The 17,167-nt window shown below is 67.6% G+C and carries 9 protein-coding genes and 1 pseudogene; 8 read left to right on the top strand and 2 right to left on the bottom strand.

The annotated features are described in order from the left end of the window. The first annotated feature begins 219 nt into the window (after positions 1-219). From HW837_RS18630 to HW837_RS18595, 8 genes are all read left to right on the top strand, one after another. Positions 220-939, top strand: a complete 720-nt coding sequence (locus HW837_RS18630) for a TnsA-like heteromeric transposase endonuclease subunit (RefSeq protein WP_060880111.1) — start codon at positions 220-222, stop codon at positions 937-939. Then, the gene (locus HW837_RS18625) at positions 936-3,047 is read left to right on the top strand and encodes a helix-turn-helix domain-containing protein (RefSeq protein ID WP_060880112.1); all 2,112 of its coding nucleotides are present in this window, start codon (positions 936-938) and stop codon (positions 3,045-3,047) included. The genes HW837_RS18630 and HW837_RS18625 overlap by 4 nt, the downstream gene beginning before the upstream one ends. Continuing rightward, on the top strand, positions 3,044-4,165 hold the full coding sequence (locus HW837_RS18620; RefSeq protein ID WP_060880113.1) for an AAA family ATPase: 1,122 nt from the start codon (positions 3,044-3,046) through the stop codon (positions 4,163-4,165). The genes HW837_RS18625 and HW837_RS18620 overlap by 4 nt, the downstream gene beginning before the upstream one ends. 5 nt (positions 4,166-4,170) lie before the next feature. Beyond that, positions 4,171-6,336 carry a TniQ family protein gene (locus tag HW837_RS18615; protein WP_060880114.1) on the top strand — a complete coding sequence of 722 codons (2,166 nt, stop codon included), beginning with the start codon at positions 4,171-4,173 and terminating at the stop codon, positions 6,334-6,336. Positions 6,337-6,536: 200 nt separating this feature from the next. Next, the gene (locus HW837_RS18610; protein ID WP_159057234.1) at positions 6,537-10,805 is read left to right on the top strand and encodes an nSTAND1 domain-containing NTPase; all 4,269 of its coding nucleotides are present in this window, start codon (positions 6,537-6,539) and stop codon (positions 10,803-10,805) included. A gap of 112 nt (positions 10,806-10,917) precedes the next feature. Further along, the gene (locus HW837_RS18605) at positions 10,918-11,283 is read left to right on the top strand and encodes a CU044_2847 family protein (protein ID WP_079088877.1); all 366 of its coding nucleotides are present in this window, start codon (positions 10,918-10,920) and stop codon (positions 11,281-11,283) included. Between the two features lie 560 nt (positions 11,284-11,843). Continuing rightward, entirely contained in the window at positions 11,844-13,463 is a 1,620-nt protein-coding gene (locus HW837_RS18600) for an ISL3 family transposase (protein ID WP_060880117.1), read from the top strand. A gap of 225 nt (positions 13,464-13,688) precedes the next feature. After that, a complete protein-coding gene (locus HW837_RS18595) occupies positions 13,689-14,321 on the top strand; it encodes a DUF2461 family protein (RefSeq protein ID WP_225615459.1) in 633 nt (210 codons plus the stop codon). Positions 14,322-14,323: 2 nt separating this feature from the next. Here the strand turns inward: HW837_RS18595 and HW837_RS48700 are convergent. Next, positions 14,324-14,640, bottom strand: a pseudogene (locus tag HW837_RS48700) (hypothetical protein); the annotation flags it as partial. 319 nt (positions 14,641-14,959) lie between these two features. After that, on the bottom strand, positions 14,960-16,747 hold the full coding sequence (locus tag HW837_RS18590; RefSeq protein ID WP_060886467.1) for a serine/threonine-protein kinase: 1,788 nt from the start codon (positions 16,745-16,747) through the stop codon (positions 14,960-14,962). Between the last annotated feature and the right edge of the window lie 420 nt (positions 16,748-17,167).

Here is a 17,167-nt window from a genome sequence, read left to right as displayed (position 1 = left end):
CCCCCGGCGAACTGCTGTCCGCTGACATTGTTGTAGGTTCTCAAAAACTGCGCCACATTCTCAGAGCTGACTGCATATCAGGGCCATATATGGCGTTGTGCTGAGACCTCCAGCTCGCCGTACTCACTCATTCGGGTGATAGGGGCAGGTTCTGCCCGCCCTCCTCACGGAGGGTGGGCATCGTGGGCGTACGGGGCCTCACCCAGTTGGGGATACGCCATGGAAAGTCCCACCGCAGTAGTCAGTGCTCGCTCGCGAGACGGCAAGTGTGTCGACGATCTGTCGTGGATGACAGTGCCTATCGACCTGCTGGGATCGGCGACCCCGTGGCGCACATTCCGTTGGTATCGCGGGCAGAAGCACTACTCCGGGGCCTACTGGTCGGCGACGATGCGTGACCACGTGATCTATGAGTCGCGGCTGGAGTTGGCGAGGCTTCTCTTTGCTGACTTCGATCCGTCCGTACACCGCATCGTGGCTCAGCCGTTCTTGATGAAGACCGTGGCGGCGGACAAGGTCCGCAAGCACATCCCGGACTATCTGCTGATCACCAGCCAGGGACCTATCGTGGTTGACGTCAAGCCACGTCAACGGCTGCGTCGGCCCGAGGTGGCATCCACCTTCGACTGGACCCGGCGGGCGGTGGAGTCCCGTGGCTGGCGGTACGAGGTCTGGAGTGAGCCGCCGGACGCGGAACTGGAGAACATCCGCTTTCTGGCCGGCTACCGGCGGGACTGGTTATTCTCACCCGAGATCCTGGATGCGCTACGCCGAGCCGACCTTGACGGCGTCCTGCTGGATGAGGCAGTCCGGTGCCTGCCTGGTTGGCCCGAACTCCACGTCCGTGCCGCGGTCTATCACTTGCTTTGGGCGCACGATCTCCGCACGGATCTCGACCAACCGCTCAGCCCTGCAAATGTGTTGAGGCAGCCAGCGTGAGCGGGGCCGGGGCCCGGGTGGGGGTCGGAACGCGTTTTCGCTACGACGGGGAGACCGTCGAGATGGTGGAGATGGCTGCGACCACGGCAGGTAATGAGGTGGTTCTCAGGGACAGTCGGGGCCGACTTCTGCGTCTGTCGTTGAAAGAACTGCTGTTTTCCGATCGGGCGGCCGTGATTCCCGACCAGCCCGGCCCAGAGGCTGACGATGTTGAGGAGATCGCCTCGGTGGTGCTGGACCAACTGCAGGAAGGTGAACGGCTCCAGGTCCTCGAACGGGCCGCACATGTCCGTGAACTGTTGACAGGTTTCCGTTCTGGAAGTCCTGAGTGGGCCCACGACGGGGAACCGCGTCGCGACTATCCGCCCGGCGGGCCGGTGGAGCCCAAGTACGCCGCTAAGGCGATGGAACTGGGGGTTCATGTCCGCACCGTCAAGCAGTGGGTTGCGGACTTCCGGCGGCACGGAGAGGCCGGCCTGGTTGCGAAGAGGAAGCAGTCTGGCGGGGCGGCGGCTGGAGCTGATGAGCGGTGGGTGGAGACGGCTTTGGAGGTGATGGTCGAGCACACCGGAGAGTCGAAGCCTTCGCGCAAGATAGTGATCGAACGCACCCGAGCACGCGTTATCGCCCGTTATGGCCCTGATGCGGTTCATCTGCCGAGCCAGGCGACGGCTTACCGGATTCTGGCGGAGCTGGAGCGTCGCCACCCGTTGTTCCGGCTGAGTACGAAACGGAACCGGGATATCGCCGAGAGGCCGGAGGGACCCTACGGGAAGCTGCAGCCGACGAGGCCGGGTGAGTACCTGCTGATGGACACCACGCGGTTGGATGTATTCGCGTTCGATCCGCTGACGCTGAGGTGGGTGCAGGCCGAGCTAACGGTCGCGATGGACTGGTACACCCGCTGCATCACCGGGATCAGGGTGACGCCGGTGTCCACGAAGGCGGTGGACGTGAGCGCGGTGCTCTATCAGTGCTTCCGCCCGCGGCCGGCAGGGCGGGACTGGCCGCGGCACGCGGTCTGGCCCGAGCACGGCATTCCAAGGACGGTCCTGGTCGACGTCGAGGGGGCCACCGGGCCCGGGCTGGCCTCGCCGCCGCTGGTGCCTGAGACGCTGGTGGTCGACCACGGCAAGGTCTACGTTTCGGAGCATCTGACCAGCGTCTGCCGCCGGATGGGGATATCTATCCAGCCCGGGCGTTTGCGGACGGGCCGCGACAAGGGACCGGTGGAGCGCTACTTCCGAACCCTGCGTGAGGGGCTGCTGGAGGCGCTGCCCGCCTACAAGGGCCCCGACATCCACTCCCGCGGAGAGAACCCGGAAGGAGACGCGTTCTTTTTCCTCGACGAACTGGAGTCGATCGTCCGGGAGTGGACAGCGACGGTCTACCACTGTCGGCCGCACACCAGCCTGGTCGACCCGGGCCTGCCAGGTCTGCGGATGTCCCCAGCGCAGATGTTCGAGCACGGCATGGCCCGGGCCGGCTACATCGAGACCCCACGGGACCCCGATCTCGCGTTTGAGTTCCTGCCCACGAAGTGGCGCACGATCCAGCACTACGGAGTCGAGATCGGTCGCCGACGCTATCGCGGACCCGGTCTGCCGGATCCCGGGATCCGCAGCCCTTATGACGGGCCGGGCAAGAACGGCTGGCCGTTCCAGGTCGATCCGGACGACATCACCCGGATCTACTTCCGCGATCCCGCCACCCGCACGTGGCACACGCTGACCTGGGAGCACGCACCGGCGGCGCGCATGCCGCTGAGTGAGGACGCCTTGCTCTTCGCCCGGAAGCTGGCCGCTGCGAAGTACCGCTACCCCGATGACCGGCTCGCCGTCGCGGACCTCCTGGAACGCTGGAACCTCGGACTGGGCACGACGCTGGCCGAACGGCGTATGGCCCTGCGCCTGTCCCGTGAACAAGCCGCTATCGACCTGCCCGACACCGGCGAATCGGAGGCAGCCTCGCTACCGTCCGTACGCCGGGCCCTGGGCCACGAGCCGAGACCGGCAGCGTCTGAGAGGCTCGCGCCGGCCGCGGAGATGGGCGATGACGACGAGACCGACGTGGACGACTTCTACGCCGACGCGCTGGAGGACGTGTGAACGCTCCCTCGAAACAGGTGAGTACGGCGGTTCTGACGCTGTCGCGGAAGGAGGATTTCCAGGCGTTCTGCGACGCACCGGGCCGCTCCCAGCCCCCGGTACTGAGCCGGGATGAGCTGAGGATCCTGGATGCGGCCGAGCGGGATGCCTACAACCGTGCCCGGCGGCAGTGGCATGCCAACCTGGGCCCGATCCGTACTCCTCAGCTGGCCGCGCTGCACGAGGACCTGTGGGACATCGTGGACAGCAATCTGCAGGACGGGGACAGGGCCAAGGGGGCCGTGGCCGTTGATGCTTTTCCGGGGCTGGGCAAGACCACCGCCGTTCTCGCCTTCGCCCGGGAGTTCCACCGCCGGGAGATCGCCGAGCACGGGACGTTCACCGCGCAGGGGCACGAGCGGTGGCCGGTGTGCCGGGTGGGACTCACCGGCAACACCGGCATGAAGGACCTCAACCGGGCCATGCTCGAATTCTTCGGTCACCCCGGACGCCAGACCTCCACCGCCGCCCAGCTCGGTCTCCAGGCCCTGGACTGCGTATTGTCCTGCGACGTCCGCCTGCTTGTACTGGACGACCTGCACTTCCTCAAATGGCGCAAGACCAGCGGCATCGAGGTCAGCAACCATCTCAAATGGATCGCCAACGAGTTCCCCGTCACCCTCCTCAAGGTCGGAGTAGGGCTCGCGGACAAAGGCTTGTTCAGCGAGGGCGAGGCGGTCGGCGAGACCGCGCTGGCCCAGACCGGCCGACGTACCACCCGCCTGGACATGCCGCCCTTCACCATCGACACTGACCAGGGCCGCCATCACTGGCGACAGCTGCTGCTGGCCCTGGAACAGCGCATCGTTCTGACCGACAAGTATCCCGGCATGCTCGCCGATGACCTGTCGGACTACCTCTTCGCCCGTAGCACCGGGCACATCGGCTCGCTGATGACGTTGATCAACCGAGGCTGTCAGCGGGCCCAGCGCACTGGCACCGAACGCCTCACCCGGGACCTGCTCGACGGGGTCAAGAATGACGAGGCCGCCGAACACGCCCGCCGGGAGTTGGAATCCGCGTTTCGCGCGGGCAAGGCCACCAGCCGTCCCCGCAGGGCGCGGACCACTCGTAGGTGAGTGCCATGCGGCGAACCTTGCCGATCCGGTGCGCCCCGTATCCCGGGGAGGCCCTGGACTCCTGGCTGGAGTTCATCGCCGCCCGCCTGAACTGCCCATTCACAGACGTGCTCAACGCGCTCGGCCTGCCCAACCGTGACCCGGCCATGGCGGCACTGGTGCTGCCGCGCTGGGCCATCCTGACCACCCGCGACGAGCTGTCCTCCATCACCGAGGTCACCGGGGTGGGCGAAGACGTACTCGCCGGGATGACCCTGCAGCCCTTCGACGGGCATGCGGTGGTGATCCTGCCCGAACAACGACGGGTGCGCCCACAGGTGCTGTGGGGCAAGGCAGGGTCCCGATTCTGCCCCGCCTGCCTGACGGACAGCGGCGGACGCTGGCAGATCACCTGGCGATTGGGCTGGTCCTTCGCCTGCACCCGGCATCAAGTGCTGCTGGCCGACCGCTGCCCGGCCTGCCAGCGCATCCCCCGCCTCCGCGCGCATCCTCGCACCCAAACCCCCCGTCCCGGATGGTGCTCAAGCCCCGCCCCCGACGGCGGGCCGCGACCGCCGCGCTGCCACCACCCCCTGACCGACACCCCGGTCACCGCGATCGCTCCCGACGGGCCCGTGGCACAGACCCAACGCCTCATCGACACCCTCCTCCAAGCCCCAGGCCGCACGGTGCACTGGCCGCTGTACGGGCCGGCCGGCGTGTCCTTGGCGATGGTGCTGCGCGACGTGAAGGCTCTGGCGACGCTGGTCCTCCACCACGCGACACCCGAGGACCTGCGCCTTGTGGCCCCGTCCGATGTCCTGGACCGCCTGGAGCGCTACCGCGCCCAACCCCTGTCCGAGAGTGCCCAGCACCCGCCGGACGCCCGGGGTGTCAATCCGCCCAGTAGCGTGACCCCCGGCGACGCCGCTGCCGCGGCCGTGGCGGCCACGACAGCGATCCGCGTCCTGCGCGCCGAGAGCATCCGCGCCGCAGGCGGGGCCGTGCGGTGGCTGACCGACCGCGTGACCGCCGATGGCCGCCGGCTCTACCCGGCCAGCCTCGTCGCCCGCAGCAGCATGGTCTCCCCAGTACTCGAAGCGGCCCTGCGCTGCAGCCGGGAGACAACGCTCATCCCTGTGGCCCGGCTGCGCCACCGCACCACGCTCAGCTCGACACAGTCGCCGACCGCGCGCAGTTCCAGGGCGGACATGCTGCCGACGGCTCTGTGGCCGGCGTGGGCCCTGCGTCTGTCGCCCCGGCACGCCGATGGCCGTCCCGCAGCCCAACGCACGGACGAACTCCTCACCGTCGCCTGCCTGCTGGCGGGCAACACCACCTCGATCCAAGACGCGACCCGCCTGACCGGCACTACCTTCAGCAGGCACACCGTGTCGGCGTTCCTCGCCGAACTCACCCGCCGCCGCGACTGCGCCGGCGTCCTGCACGCACTGATCCTGCTGGCCGAGCACCTCGATACGCACGGCTCCCCCATCGACTATGCCCGCCGCCGTGCCCTGTTCACCGCCTGCCCCCGTCTCATCGACCCGGAGACGTGGCTGGATCTGCAGAAGCAACTGCGCGCGGCCCCGAGCCTCGACACTAGGCACGCCCAGCGCTGGATCTTCCACACCCTGACCGGGTCACCCCCGCGCCTCGCGCACCCGGACATCGCGCCCGCCACCCGCTCACAACGCGCGCAGTACGAGCGCTTTCGCTGGCGGATCCTGCCCGCCGAGCACGAACTGCTCCATCACACCGCACGCACCCTGCTGGACGAGCACGGCATCGACGAACCCGTCCAGTGGACACCACCATCACCCGCCCGCGCGCTCCGTCATCTTGCACTCCCCGGACCTGAGCCGGACGGCATCACCCCCGCGCAGCTTCACCAGGCCATGCCCGGCGGCGGCTTCTCCATCGCCCAGCTCGCGCACACCCTGCAAACGACCCCCGCCCACGTCATCTATCTGCTGTCCCAGCACCCCGTCGACTGGAGCGGGCCGCGCTTCCGGCGTACCCAGCACACCGCCACCCGCGTACCGCAATGGCGCACCTGGTACGAACAAGGCAATGTCTCCCTGCAAGACATCGCCGACCGCGAAGGAACCAGCCTGGCCGCCGTCCGCCTCGCCCTCATCAAGAACGGCGTCGCCATGCGCTTCTCACGGACCCAGGCAACGCAACTGTGAGCCTCTGCCACCGATCGCGCCCGTCCGGGACTTTCCGCCGTACCGGGGACAGCGGCATTTCCTGGGGCCTGGATGTCTTCGCAAAGAGACACACTTCTACACCGAGTGAAACTTCAATTTACGTATGGGCATGTCGAGTTGTACGCAGAGGACGCACCGGGAAGGCTGGCGTGTCACGCGACACGTCAGAGGGGGAGTCCGTGACTGCGGCATGGGAGAGCGACGTCCTTGAGCCGTCGCATGTGCGTATCCGGTCGAGCGCCGGTGAAGTGGTTGGCGCGGGATTTCTCATAGCCCCCGATGTGGTGTGCACCTGCGCCCATGTCGTCGTTCGCGCGCTCGGGGGACCGAACGACGCAGACCGAACCGGCAAGCCGGTGAACCTCGATTTCCCGCTGGTGGATGGCCGCCCCCGGGTGCGGGCGATCGTGGAGTCCTGGCAACGCGGCGGGGCGGATGTCGCGGTGCTGCGGCTCGACGCCCCTGTTGAGGGCGCGCGGCCAGCGCCGCTCGTCGACGGGACCGGCGTATGGGGGCACACGTTCAGGGCGTTCGGCTACCCGGAGCACGTCGACCACGGCGTATGGGCCTGGGGCACGCTGCGTGCCAGGCAGGGCTCGGGCCTGTTGCAGATGGAGGCACACCAGCCGGGGCCGCGCATCCTGGAAGGGTTCAGCGGAGGGCCGGTCTGGGACGACGCTCAGGGCGGCGTCGTCGGGATGACGGTCACCGCTCACAAGGGTGCGAGCACCGCGTACCTGTTGCCGTCGGCCGCGCTGGTCGACGAAGGGATCCTGAAGCCGCGCTGCCCGTTCAAGGGGCTCTCAGCGTTCACGGAGGACGACGCGGGGTTCTTCCACGGGCGGGACAGCGAGATCGACCGTCTGTATACGGCCGTTGGCAGGCGGCCGGTGACGCTGGTGGCGGGGCCCTCGGGGTGCGGGAAGTCGTCCCTCGTGCGGGCCGGGGTACTGCCCCGGCTGCGGGCTGAGGGTATGAGTGTGACCGAGCTGAGACCGGTGCCCGGTATTCCCGCCTCTGACCTGCTCGCAGGGTCTCTCATCGGGATCCTGGAGCCGGACCTCGACGAGTCCGACAGGTCCGACAAGGTCGACAAGTGGGCGGAGCGTCTCAAGACCCGCAACGGCTATCCCGTCACCTTGCGCAGTCGGGTCCTCGCCCGCGCCGACGGCGCCGGACACGTCCTCTTCGTCGATCAGCTGGAGGAGTACGCGGGCGCCGAACCGGACGAGGCACGTGTGCTGTTCGGGCTGCTCGCCACCTTGGCGGGCAAGGATGGTGAGGCTGTGCTGCGGGTCGTCGCCACCACCCGGCCCGACTCCCTAGACGTCCTGGTGACACCCGGTACGTCCGACCTGGTCAGCGACGCCGTGCAGTTCCTCGCGCCTCTGGCCGCCGATGAGCTGGCGCGGGCGGTGACCGCGCCGGTCGATGCCGTGCCGGGGTTGTGGTTCGAACAGGGTTTGCCGGAGCGGATCGTGGCGGACGCGGGCAATGAACCCGGGCGGATGCCGCTGGTCCAGTTCGCCCTGACGGAGCTGTGGAAGCGGCGTGCCTCCTCGATGCTCACCCATGCCGCCTACGACCAGCTGGGAGGCGTCGCGGGTGCTCTCGTCAAATACGCGGAAGAGACCATTTCAGGATTGACGCGAGCTCAACAGTCCTCTGCTGAACGGCTGTTCGTGCAACTGGCCCGACCCGGTGACGGCGACGTCTTCTCCCGCAGGCCCACGCCCGCCGACGATCTAGCCGACGAACTCTGTGACCTGGCACAGGAGCTGGCTCCGAGCAAACTCGTCGTTCTCTCCCGAGCCACTGGCCGTGCGGGGGACGTGGAGATCATCGACCTGGCGCACGAGGCTCTGATCCAGCTGTGGCCACGCCTGCGGCAATGGCTCGTCGGCTCCCGGGACTTCCGCGTATGGCAGGAACAGCTCAGGGCCGACCTGAACCGCTGGCAGACACACCACGAGCCCGCCCGCCTGTTGAACGGAACCGACCTCGCCGAAGCCGAGCGCAGGCTGGCCGATCACCCCCAGGACATCTCCCCCGACGAGCGCGGCTACATACAGCTCAGCCGTCGCCACTCGCGGCGCGGCACCCGCCTCAAGCAGGGCGCCGTCGGTGCACTGTCCGTTCTCACGGTGCTCGCCGTAGTGCTGGCGCTCTCGACGTGGCAGAGCCTCAAGCGCACCGAACAACAACTCCGTACCCAGGCCGCCGGCCTGCTGGCCCAGGCTGCTGAAGGTCGGCCGCACAGCGACCCCGCCACCGCGCTGCAGCTCGCCCTGGCTGCGTGGAATGCGAAACCGACCGCCGAGACCCGGCAGACTCTGCTGCACCAGTACGCGCGAGGGCAGTACGTGGTGGGCAGCTATCCGTCGGTGTGGCGTGGGCGGGTACTTGGCATGGACGCCACGCCGGACGGGCGCGTACTCGTCGTGCGGTCGACGCGCGGTGGCGGCGGCCAGGCAACGATCAGCGTGGTGACGGGGGCTCTACAAGGCAAGCCCAGGGCCAAGGAGTTGAGCGGCTTTCCGGAGGAGACAGAGGTGACCGCCCTGAGCCCCGACGGCCGCTTCTTCGCAGCGGCCGCAGCAGGCGGCGCGGTGCGACTGTGGCAGCTGAGCGGCTCAAAGCAGCCCATCCTTTTGGATCTCGGTGATCACGATGTCCCCGAAAAGCTGAGGTTCACCCTGGACTTCAGCAGCGACGGGAAGCGGCTGCTGCTGACGATGACCGACAACACCTTTGAGTGCGCCGAAGACATACAGCAGTGCGTCCCCGCATTTGCCGAGGCGTGGCAGACATCCTCGGGCTCCCGCATCCGCGTAGCGGACAAGCTCCTCCCTGTGAGAGGGCTGAAGGAAGCCGCGTTCACCTCCAGAGGTGACACCATCGTGACGACCAGCTACATCAACGCCGACCTGCAAAAGCGCATCGAGATCAGGGACCTCACCACCGGCCGACTGTGGTACACCTCCACGACCCGCGATAAGAACGCCGCGGAGCTGCGGGCCGGAGGCGAGATCCTCATGACAACCACAACCATCACTGGCGAGGGGGACACCAGGTACAGCCAAACACTTGGCCGCATCCCAGGCCGGAAGACCGACCTGCGCCCCACCGACGGCGTGTTTGAACTGGACGCCAGCCTGGGCTACGGCATCGACAATGCGCCATACCCACTCGGCCCGGGGGTAGGGGACGGGGGCTACGCCGAGCCGATCCTGACCGACCTACGCAACGGGCACTCCTACCGCACCCGCATCCCGACCGCCGGCAACACTCCCGCCGAGTACACGGGTATGGCGGCGGTGCCGCGCGCGGGCGGCGGGCTCACCCTGCTCGTGCCCATCGGCACGACACTGATGGCGGTGCGGACCGAAGCGACAGGCAACGAAGTTTTCCAGCAACGTGACACCGCGAGAGAACTCTACGCATCGTCGCCCGATGGACGCTTCGTGGCCCACACCACCGCACAGCGCCTTGAGGTCATGGACGCCTCCCGCACCCGCCTCCAGTCCGTGAAGCTTCCAGCCTCCGGCCACAACATCGACTGGATTGGATCTTGGACCGCCGACTCGCAGCGGATCGTGGTGTGGAGCACGACCCGCGGCCTCTACCGGTCGTACTCCGTGAAAGACCTGAGCGACAGCGTGCCACTCAAGGACGTCGTCCCGGACATGAAAGAATTGGACGGCATGGCCGCGTTGGGGGGCAGCGAGATGGCTCTATTGACCAGCAACGGTATGCTCGCCCGCTTCGATGCGGTCGACGCGGCCTTGCTCTCCCAGCCGTTCCTGGTCCACCCCGTGTCCAGCGACAACTTCGACGGCAGCAAGGCGGCCTCGCACGGTCAGCTCGTGGCCCGCCCAGGGCACCCCGGACAAGTAGCCGCGATCACCAGGGTAGGATCCGTCCGCGGTGAGATTCTGTTGTGGGATGTCCGTAGCCCCCGCCGGATCACCACGTTTTCCGGGCCGGGGATTGAGGGGGGCGACCTCCAGGCGGTCGCTGAATCCCTCACATTCAACTCGGACGGCACGTACCTCGCCGTGCAGAACGTCGACGGGCTGGTACGCGTGTGGGATGTCGACCGCGGAAAACCGCTGACCCGCAGCGCGCCACGCTCGTCTTCCGACATCCAGGTCGGGTTCGGACCCGGCAACAGCGTCGTCACGTACCTCTACGACAAGAAGCAGATCCAGATCTACGACCTGATGGGCGACGGTGCCTCCACCACCATGCAGGTGGACGACGCATGGACAGTGGCCTTCATGGACGGGCCTCGCCTGGCCATCGACACCCCCGGGCTGCGACAGACCCTCGACCTGCGCGCAGAAGCCCAGTTCCGCATCCTGTGCGCCGCCGCAGGACGCGCCTACACCAAGGCCGAACGCAAACTCCTGCCGCAGGGAACCCCGTCGGAACCGCCCTGCGCCTGAACAAGCCCGCACGCGTCGTGGGCCGCACAGGAGCGAACCCCGACTGCCACGATCTTGTAACCGAGTAGCGTACGGCCCAACCTCTGCACGCTCGTTCTGCACAATCATGCCCATGACCGGTGCACAGGAATTCCCGCTCGACGACGGCACGACCGTCCGGTTCTTGGTCTCAGGAGCAGGAGAAGGCCACCTTGGCCAGGAGGAGGACTTCCCGGATGGCCTCGGCCCGCCTATCCCTGTGGCCCGACGCGGAGAGGCAGTTGCTGCCATCGCCACCGACGTGCTGCGTACCACACTCAAGCCGCTCGGCTCCCTGGTCCAAGAGGTGCACGACGCAGTGAACGCCGGGCCCACACCACCCACCGAGGTCGCCGTGACCTTCGGCGTGCAGCTCGGGCAGGATCTGAAACTGGGAATCGTGAACGGCAGTGGGCAGGCGCATCTTACGGTCACCGCCACCTGGAAACCCGGGGCGTGACGGTCCGCTGGGCTCGTCCCCGGGGGGCGCATGCTGCGCCCCTCGGCACACTGCACCGTTCCTGGCCAACCCGGTAGTGGGCAACGAGGCGAACTCAAAAGACGAGATCGTAAGACAGAGTGCCGTGGCCCCCGAATGAGACAGTCAGGAGAAACGCAGGTCGCCCCATCGGAACAGGACATTCCGAATGAGAACCTACAGCTGTTGTAGGGGCTCAGCCTCCGTGCCATTTTTCTCCGCCGCGATCTCACGCGGATGCCATGTCGCAGGTCAGCGGCTCGCACCGGATAGGAGAGCTGAGGAAATGACACAGAAGCTGAGACAACCGACGGGTGACATGGCGTGAGACGCCTGCGGAACGCCCAGGTCAGAGACACGACGCTATGACACGAGCCGCGAGATCCTACAACAGCGTGTGGGATCTCAAGTTCGGCTGCACAATCTCACCACCCGCTTCATATCGGCTGCACTCTCCTGTCGGCGACGGCTGAAAAGTGGCTCTGGATCACTTTCGGTGCTCGGGCCACGGAGGGTTACCGAACCCGCGATCATGAACGGCCGTGGTTGATGTCCTCCTCCAGGACCTGTGGTTCCACCAGGTCGAAGGTGTCGTGATCGAAAACGTCGTGCCTGACGGCGATTTGGTGGCAGTGCGGGCCCGGGCTGCTGCCGAGCGGGCCGTGTGTCCGGCGTGCGGGACACGTTCGTCCCGGGTGCACAGCCGATACGTACGTCGGCTCGCCGACAGCGCGGTCGGCGGGCGCCGGGTGCTGATCGAGTTACAGGTGCGGCGTTTCCGCTGTGGTCAACGTTCCTGCAGACAGGCGACGTTTGCCGAGCAGGTCGACGGACTGACGGTTCGCCACGGCAGACGCAGCACCGGCCTGCAGAGGGTGCTGGAGCGCGTGGCGGTAATGCTGGCCGGCCGCCCCGGCGCCCGCTTGTCTCAGGCTCTGGCGGCTGGGGTGAGCAGGTCGACGCTGCTGCGGTTGATCCGCCGCCTGCCGGAGCCCCAGACCTCGACACCGCGGGTGCTCGGGGTGGACGACTTCGCGCTCCGCAAGGGCCACAACTACGGCACGATCCTGATCGACATCGAAACCCACCAGCCCATCGACCTGCTGCCGGACCGGACGACGTCGACAGTCGCCCGGTGGCTCGCCGAGCATCCCGGCGTCGAGGTGATCTGCAGAGACCGCTCCACGGCCTATGCCGAGGCCGGACGGCTCGGCGCCCCGAACGCCATCCACGTCGCGGACCGATGGCACATCTGGTCGAACCTGGCCGAGGCCGTCGAGAAGACGGTCGTCCAGCACCGAGCTCTGCTGCGGGAACCGCACGCCCCCTCCACTACCAGGGTCGCCGCGGACATGGAGAACACGAACCTCGAACCGTCCCCTCCCACCGGGCCGCGGACAACCGGCCGGCTCTCCGACCGCGTCCGTGAACAGCACACGGCGGTCCACGCTCTCCTCGACCAAGGCGTCGGACTGCGCGCGATCGCCCGCCAGCTCGGGCTGGCCCGCAACACGGTCCGCCGCTTCGCAGGCGCCGCGGACCCGGACGAGCTCCTGGTCGGCCGGTGGACCGGCCGCACCAGCATCCTCGACCCCTACAAGCCCCACCTGCACCGGCGGTGGGACGAGGGCTGCACCGTCGCCCGCCGCCTGTTCGAGGAAGTCCGCGAGCGCGGCTACACCGGCGGCGAGAGCGTCGTGAAGAAGTACGTGGCCAAGCTCCGCGAGAACTTCCCGCACAACCCGCCCCGCAAAGCACCGTCCACCCGGGACGTGACCAGCTGGCTCACCCGCCACCCCGACCGCCTCACCGACGACCAGGCCCAGCAGCTCAAAACGATCCTGACCCGCTGCCCCGCGCTCGACCGAACCTCCCACCACGTCCGCGCATTCGCCGAGTTGATGAACGACCGCCAAGGCAAACACCTCGACCGGTGGATCGCCGGCGTCCAGGCCGATGACCTGCCGGCCCTGCACACCTTCGTCACCGGCCTCGGCCAGGACCTCGACGCCGTCGTCGCCGGCCTCAGCCTCCGCTACAGCTCCGGCGCCGTCGAAGGTCACAACAACAAGATCAAGATGCTGAAGCGGCAGATGTTCGGCCGAGCCAACTTCGACCTACTCCGCAAACGCGTCCTCCTCGCCGCGCGAGGCCGTTCATGATCGCGGGTTCGGTAACCCTCCGTGGCCCGAGCACCGAAAGTGATCCAGAGCCACATTTCAAGCGTCGCCGACACTCTCCGTGCTTCTCGACGTCGCCCACCGCGCACGGCACATCGAATTCGCCGGTGAGCCCCGCCGCAGCACCTCCCACCTTGTCTGGGGTTACGCCTCCCTGCCCTTCTCACTCTCGGCGCGCGCGGATCACGGGTGAGCTAATCTGCGCGCATGCGCGGACAGTTCACCGGCTGGCCGGAGCAGGCCATGGACGTGTTATGGCAGCTCCAGGGCGAACCGACCCACGCGACCCGCGAGCGCTACCGCGCGGACCGCGAACGCATGGTCCGGCAGCCGATGATCACCCTGCTCAACGAGGTCGCGGACACCGACCCCCGGTACGAGGACTTCTCCGTCTGGCACTACCGCACCGACTCCTGGTGGTGGCAGCACCAGGGCGCGGTGATCCGGCTCGGCCGCAAGATCGAGATCGGTCTCCGGTTCTCCCTGGACGGCCTGCGGATCCAAGGCGCCTGGTGGTACCCCGACCCCGGCCAGGTGGACATGTTCCGCAAAGCAGTGGCCTCCGAGAGGAGCGGCCGCGAACTGTCCGCCATCGTCGAGGACGTGCGGAAGAAGGGCTACGACATCTCCGGGGACGTGATGAAACGCCCCCCGCGCGGCTATCCGACGGACCACTCCCGTGCGAACCTGCTGCGCCACCGTTCACTGATCGCCGCCCGTCCACTCGGCTGCGAGGAGTGGCTGCACACCCCCGAGGCGGTCGACCGGGTCCTCTCGGCCGCCGCCGACCTAGACGCCCTGCTGATGTGGCTGGTCCGCCACGTGAAGCGCGCCGCCTGACATCACGAGGGCGCCACGCGGCATGGGAGGAACCACACCCGTGCGGCCGGCCCCCGCAATCTGACGGTGATGCGCACTTTCAGCGCCGACCGGTCGTCCATCGCCCGAGAACCGTCCGGCATCTCGGCCAGGGGGACGGCACCGTCGAAGACGGGCCCCGGACAACGCATCCGGCGGGAGTTTGGGAATGCGGGCGCGGACCGGGGCGATGCCCCCGCGTAACGTGATGTTGCGGTCGAACATCCGGCGGCAGAACGACCTCCGCATTCCCGCCGTACGGCACCCCCACACAGCCGACCGCACAGCCGTCCCGGGTGATAGCGGGCCGTGAGACACCGCAGGTCAGCGATCTGCCCGTCCGGAGCGGCCTCAGCAAATGTGGGCGGGGATGCGCCGCGAGCCGAGACAACCGCAGATGAAGCAGCGTGAGACACCGCGAGAAGTCGCAGATCACAGCCTCGGCGTATGCAGCGAAGCGCGAGACCTACACAACTGTGGGATCTGCGACACCCTCTCTGTCGCCCACGTGTTGGTGCTCGAAGCAAGGGCCGACACACGCTCGAACCTCTGGTGGAGCCTCCAACAGCCTTGCTAGGAGCTCTTCGACGAGATAGGCCATCCGCACCTGCTCCGGAAAGTTACGCGGTGATGGTGTCCAAGAGCTCCAGCGGAACGGGCGCACGTGTGCTCACGGCGTCAATCAGCTCGGTGCCGAACGGGCCCGGGAGGGGTCTTCCGAAGCATTCGTACGCCAAGTCCAGCAGCACCTGGTGGCTGACAGGCGGGTTGGGGATCGCTGCTCCCCGGGCACGCGCAGTGGTTCCGTCGAGCGGGGCCCGCCGGTGGACATCTCTTTCATGTAGGCGGACCCACCGGTCGGCGCGCTCGATGGCGCTGGACATGAGGGCCCGGCCGTCTTCCTGGTCGGGCTCGGACTCAGGGAGGTAAGCGGCCTCTTCCTTGCGGGCGCATTCCAGGAAGTGTCCGGCCCCGGCCGGATCGGACCAATGGGTTCCCCGGCGGAACGAAATGGCGGCCAGGCCCTGGATGAAGGCCCACTGGAAGGAGAGCATGGAGAGCGTCCTCATGGCCTCGTCCATGTCCCTGTCCGACGCGTTCTCGGCGATATGGATCAGGGCCTGCTCGCGTGCGACCGGATCCGAGATTCTGCCCAGCCAGGACATGGCCAGCTTGGTGTCCCCGATACAGATCATCAGCTTGGCCCACGCCTGGTCGGCCTCCTTCCCGGGCGGACGACGCCGGACCGCTGCCATCTCGCGGTTCATGTCGAACCTCGGCAACTCGGAGACCTTGCGCGCGAACCACTGGATGTGGCCGAACCGTTCCGTCGCTGCGGCCACCAGGCTCGACACCCGTCGCGGCGCCAAAGTGTTCCAGCACAGGGATACCTCGCGGAGCGCGGCCATGAAGGCTGCCGGATCGGATTCCAGCTCCCACATCCGTGACTCGGCGGCCTCCACCAGCTCCAGGGCGAGCCCGGGACTCACCCGGGTCGCCAGATAGGCCGCTTGGGCGAGAGTGAAGATTTCCGTCGAGGTCCTGACCCGCGCCAGGAGCCCGGCCACGAGTGGGCCCTCGATCGGGTGGCCGCCGAGCGCCTGGGCCACGGGGAGGATCCCGCCGGGCAGGTTCCGGATCCGCGACAGCACCGCCGACACCTCCCGCGCTGAATCCGGGCGCCGTGCCGGGTCCTTCTGCAGCAGCGCGGCTACGAGCCTGTCCAGTTCGAAGGGGGTATCGGCGCGCCGGCTCCGTAGTGGAGGTGCCGTGACCTCCAAGTGCTGCCGCATCAGGAAGTGCGGGTGACCGCTGAAGGGCGGGGACCCGGTGAGCAGCGTGTAGAGCACGCACCCGAAGGCGTACAGATCGCAGCGGGCATCGACCTGGGCGCCGCTCCACTGTTCGGGAGCCATGTATGCCGGGGTACCGAAAGCCTGTCCTGTCACCGTTAGGCCGGTGGTCGAGTCGGCGGTTCGGGCGATGCCGAAGTCGCAGATCCTCACGCGTCCGTCGGCCTCGCGGAAGAGGTTCTCGGGCTTGAGGTCCCGGTGCACGACGCCTTCCTCGTGCGCGGCAGCGAGTATTTCGGAAATCTCCAAGGCCAAGTGCACGGCCTCGTGCAGAGGCAGGCCCCCGGGCGTCCGGTCGAGCAGCGAACTCAGGTCCGAGCCCTCTAGGAGTTCCATGACGATGAACGGCTGCCCCGCGTCCTGACCCGCGTCGTACACGGGGACGACTCCCGGGTGCCGTATCCGCGCACCGATCCGGGCCTCGCGGCGGAACCGGGCCACAGCCTCCTCGTCCCCCACCTCGGCCAGCAACAGCTTCACGGCCACGAACGCACGCGATTCCAGGTCGTGGGCCTTCCACACCTCCCCCATGCCTCCGCGGCCGATCTGTTCCACCAGGGCATATCTCCCCGCCACCTGCTCGCCTGCCCGCACAGCACCCCCCAAGTCCCGGCCCACCCGTCCGGAAGCGTACCCATGACCGCCCGCCCACGGCTCCCAGAAGGCGCACCGGACGCCCGGCATAGTTCCCGCGTCAGAACCGACCTAGGAAATGGCCACGCTCCTGAGACAGAAGCATGGCCACCGGTGTGAGACAGAGCCGAGATCGGCAGGTCACAGCATTGGTGCATGCCGAGCGCAATGAGATCCCACAATTGTGGGATCTCAATTTCCGTGACCGAATCTCACGACCGATGGCCAAGCGGTGGCCGATCGGCCACGGATCTGAGATTGGCTGGTAAGCCCCTTGTCCCGTCTCGCTGAGCATGGAGGAGTCTCACCGATCTGAGCGGGGCGGCCTCGAATCTCATGTCC

The organism is Streptomyces caniscabiei (genome assembly GCF_014930365.1).
Classification (GTDB): domain Bacteria; phylum Actinomycetota; class Actinomycetes; order Streptomycetales; family Streptomycetaceae; genus Streptomyces; species Streptomyces caniscabiei.
Note: the sequence above shows the minus strand (reverse complement) of the source record. Positions and strands in the feature narration are given on the sequence as shown.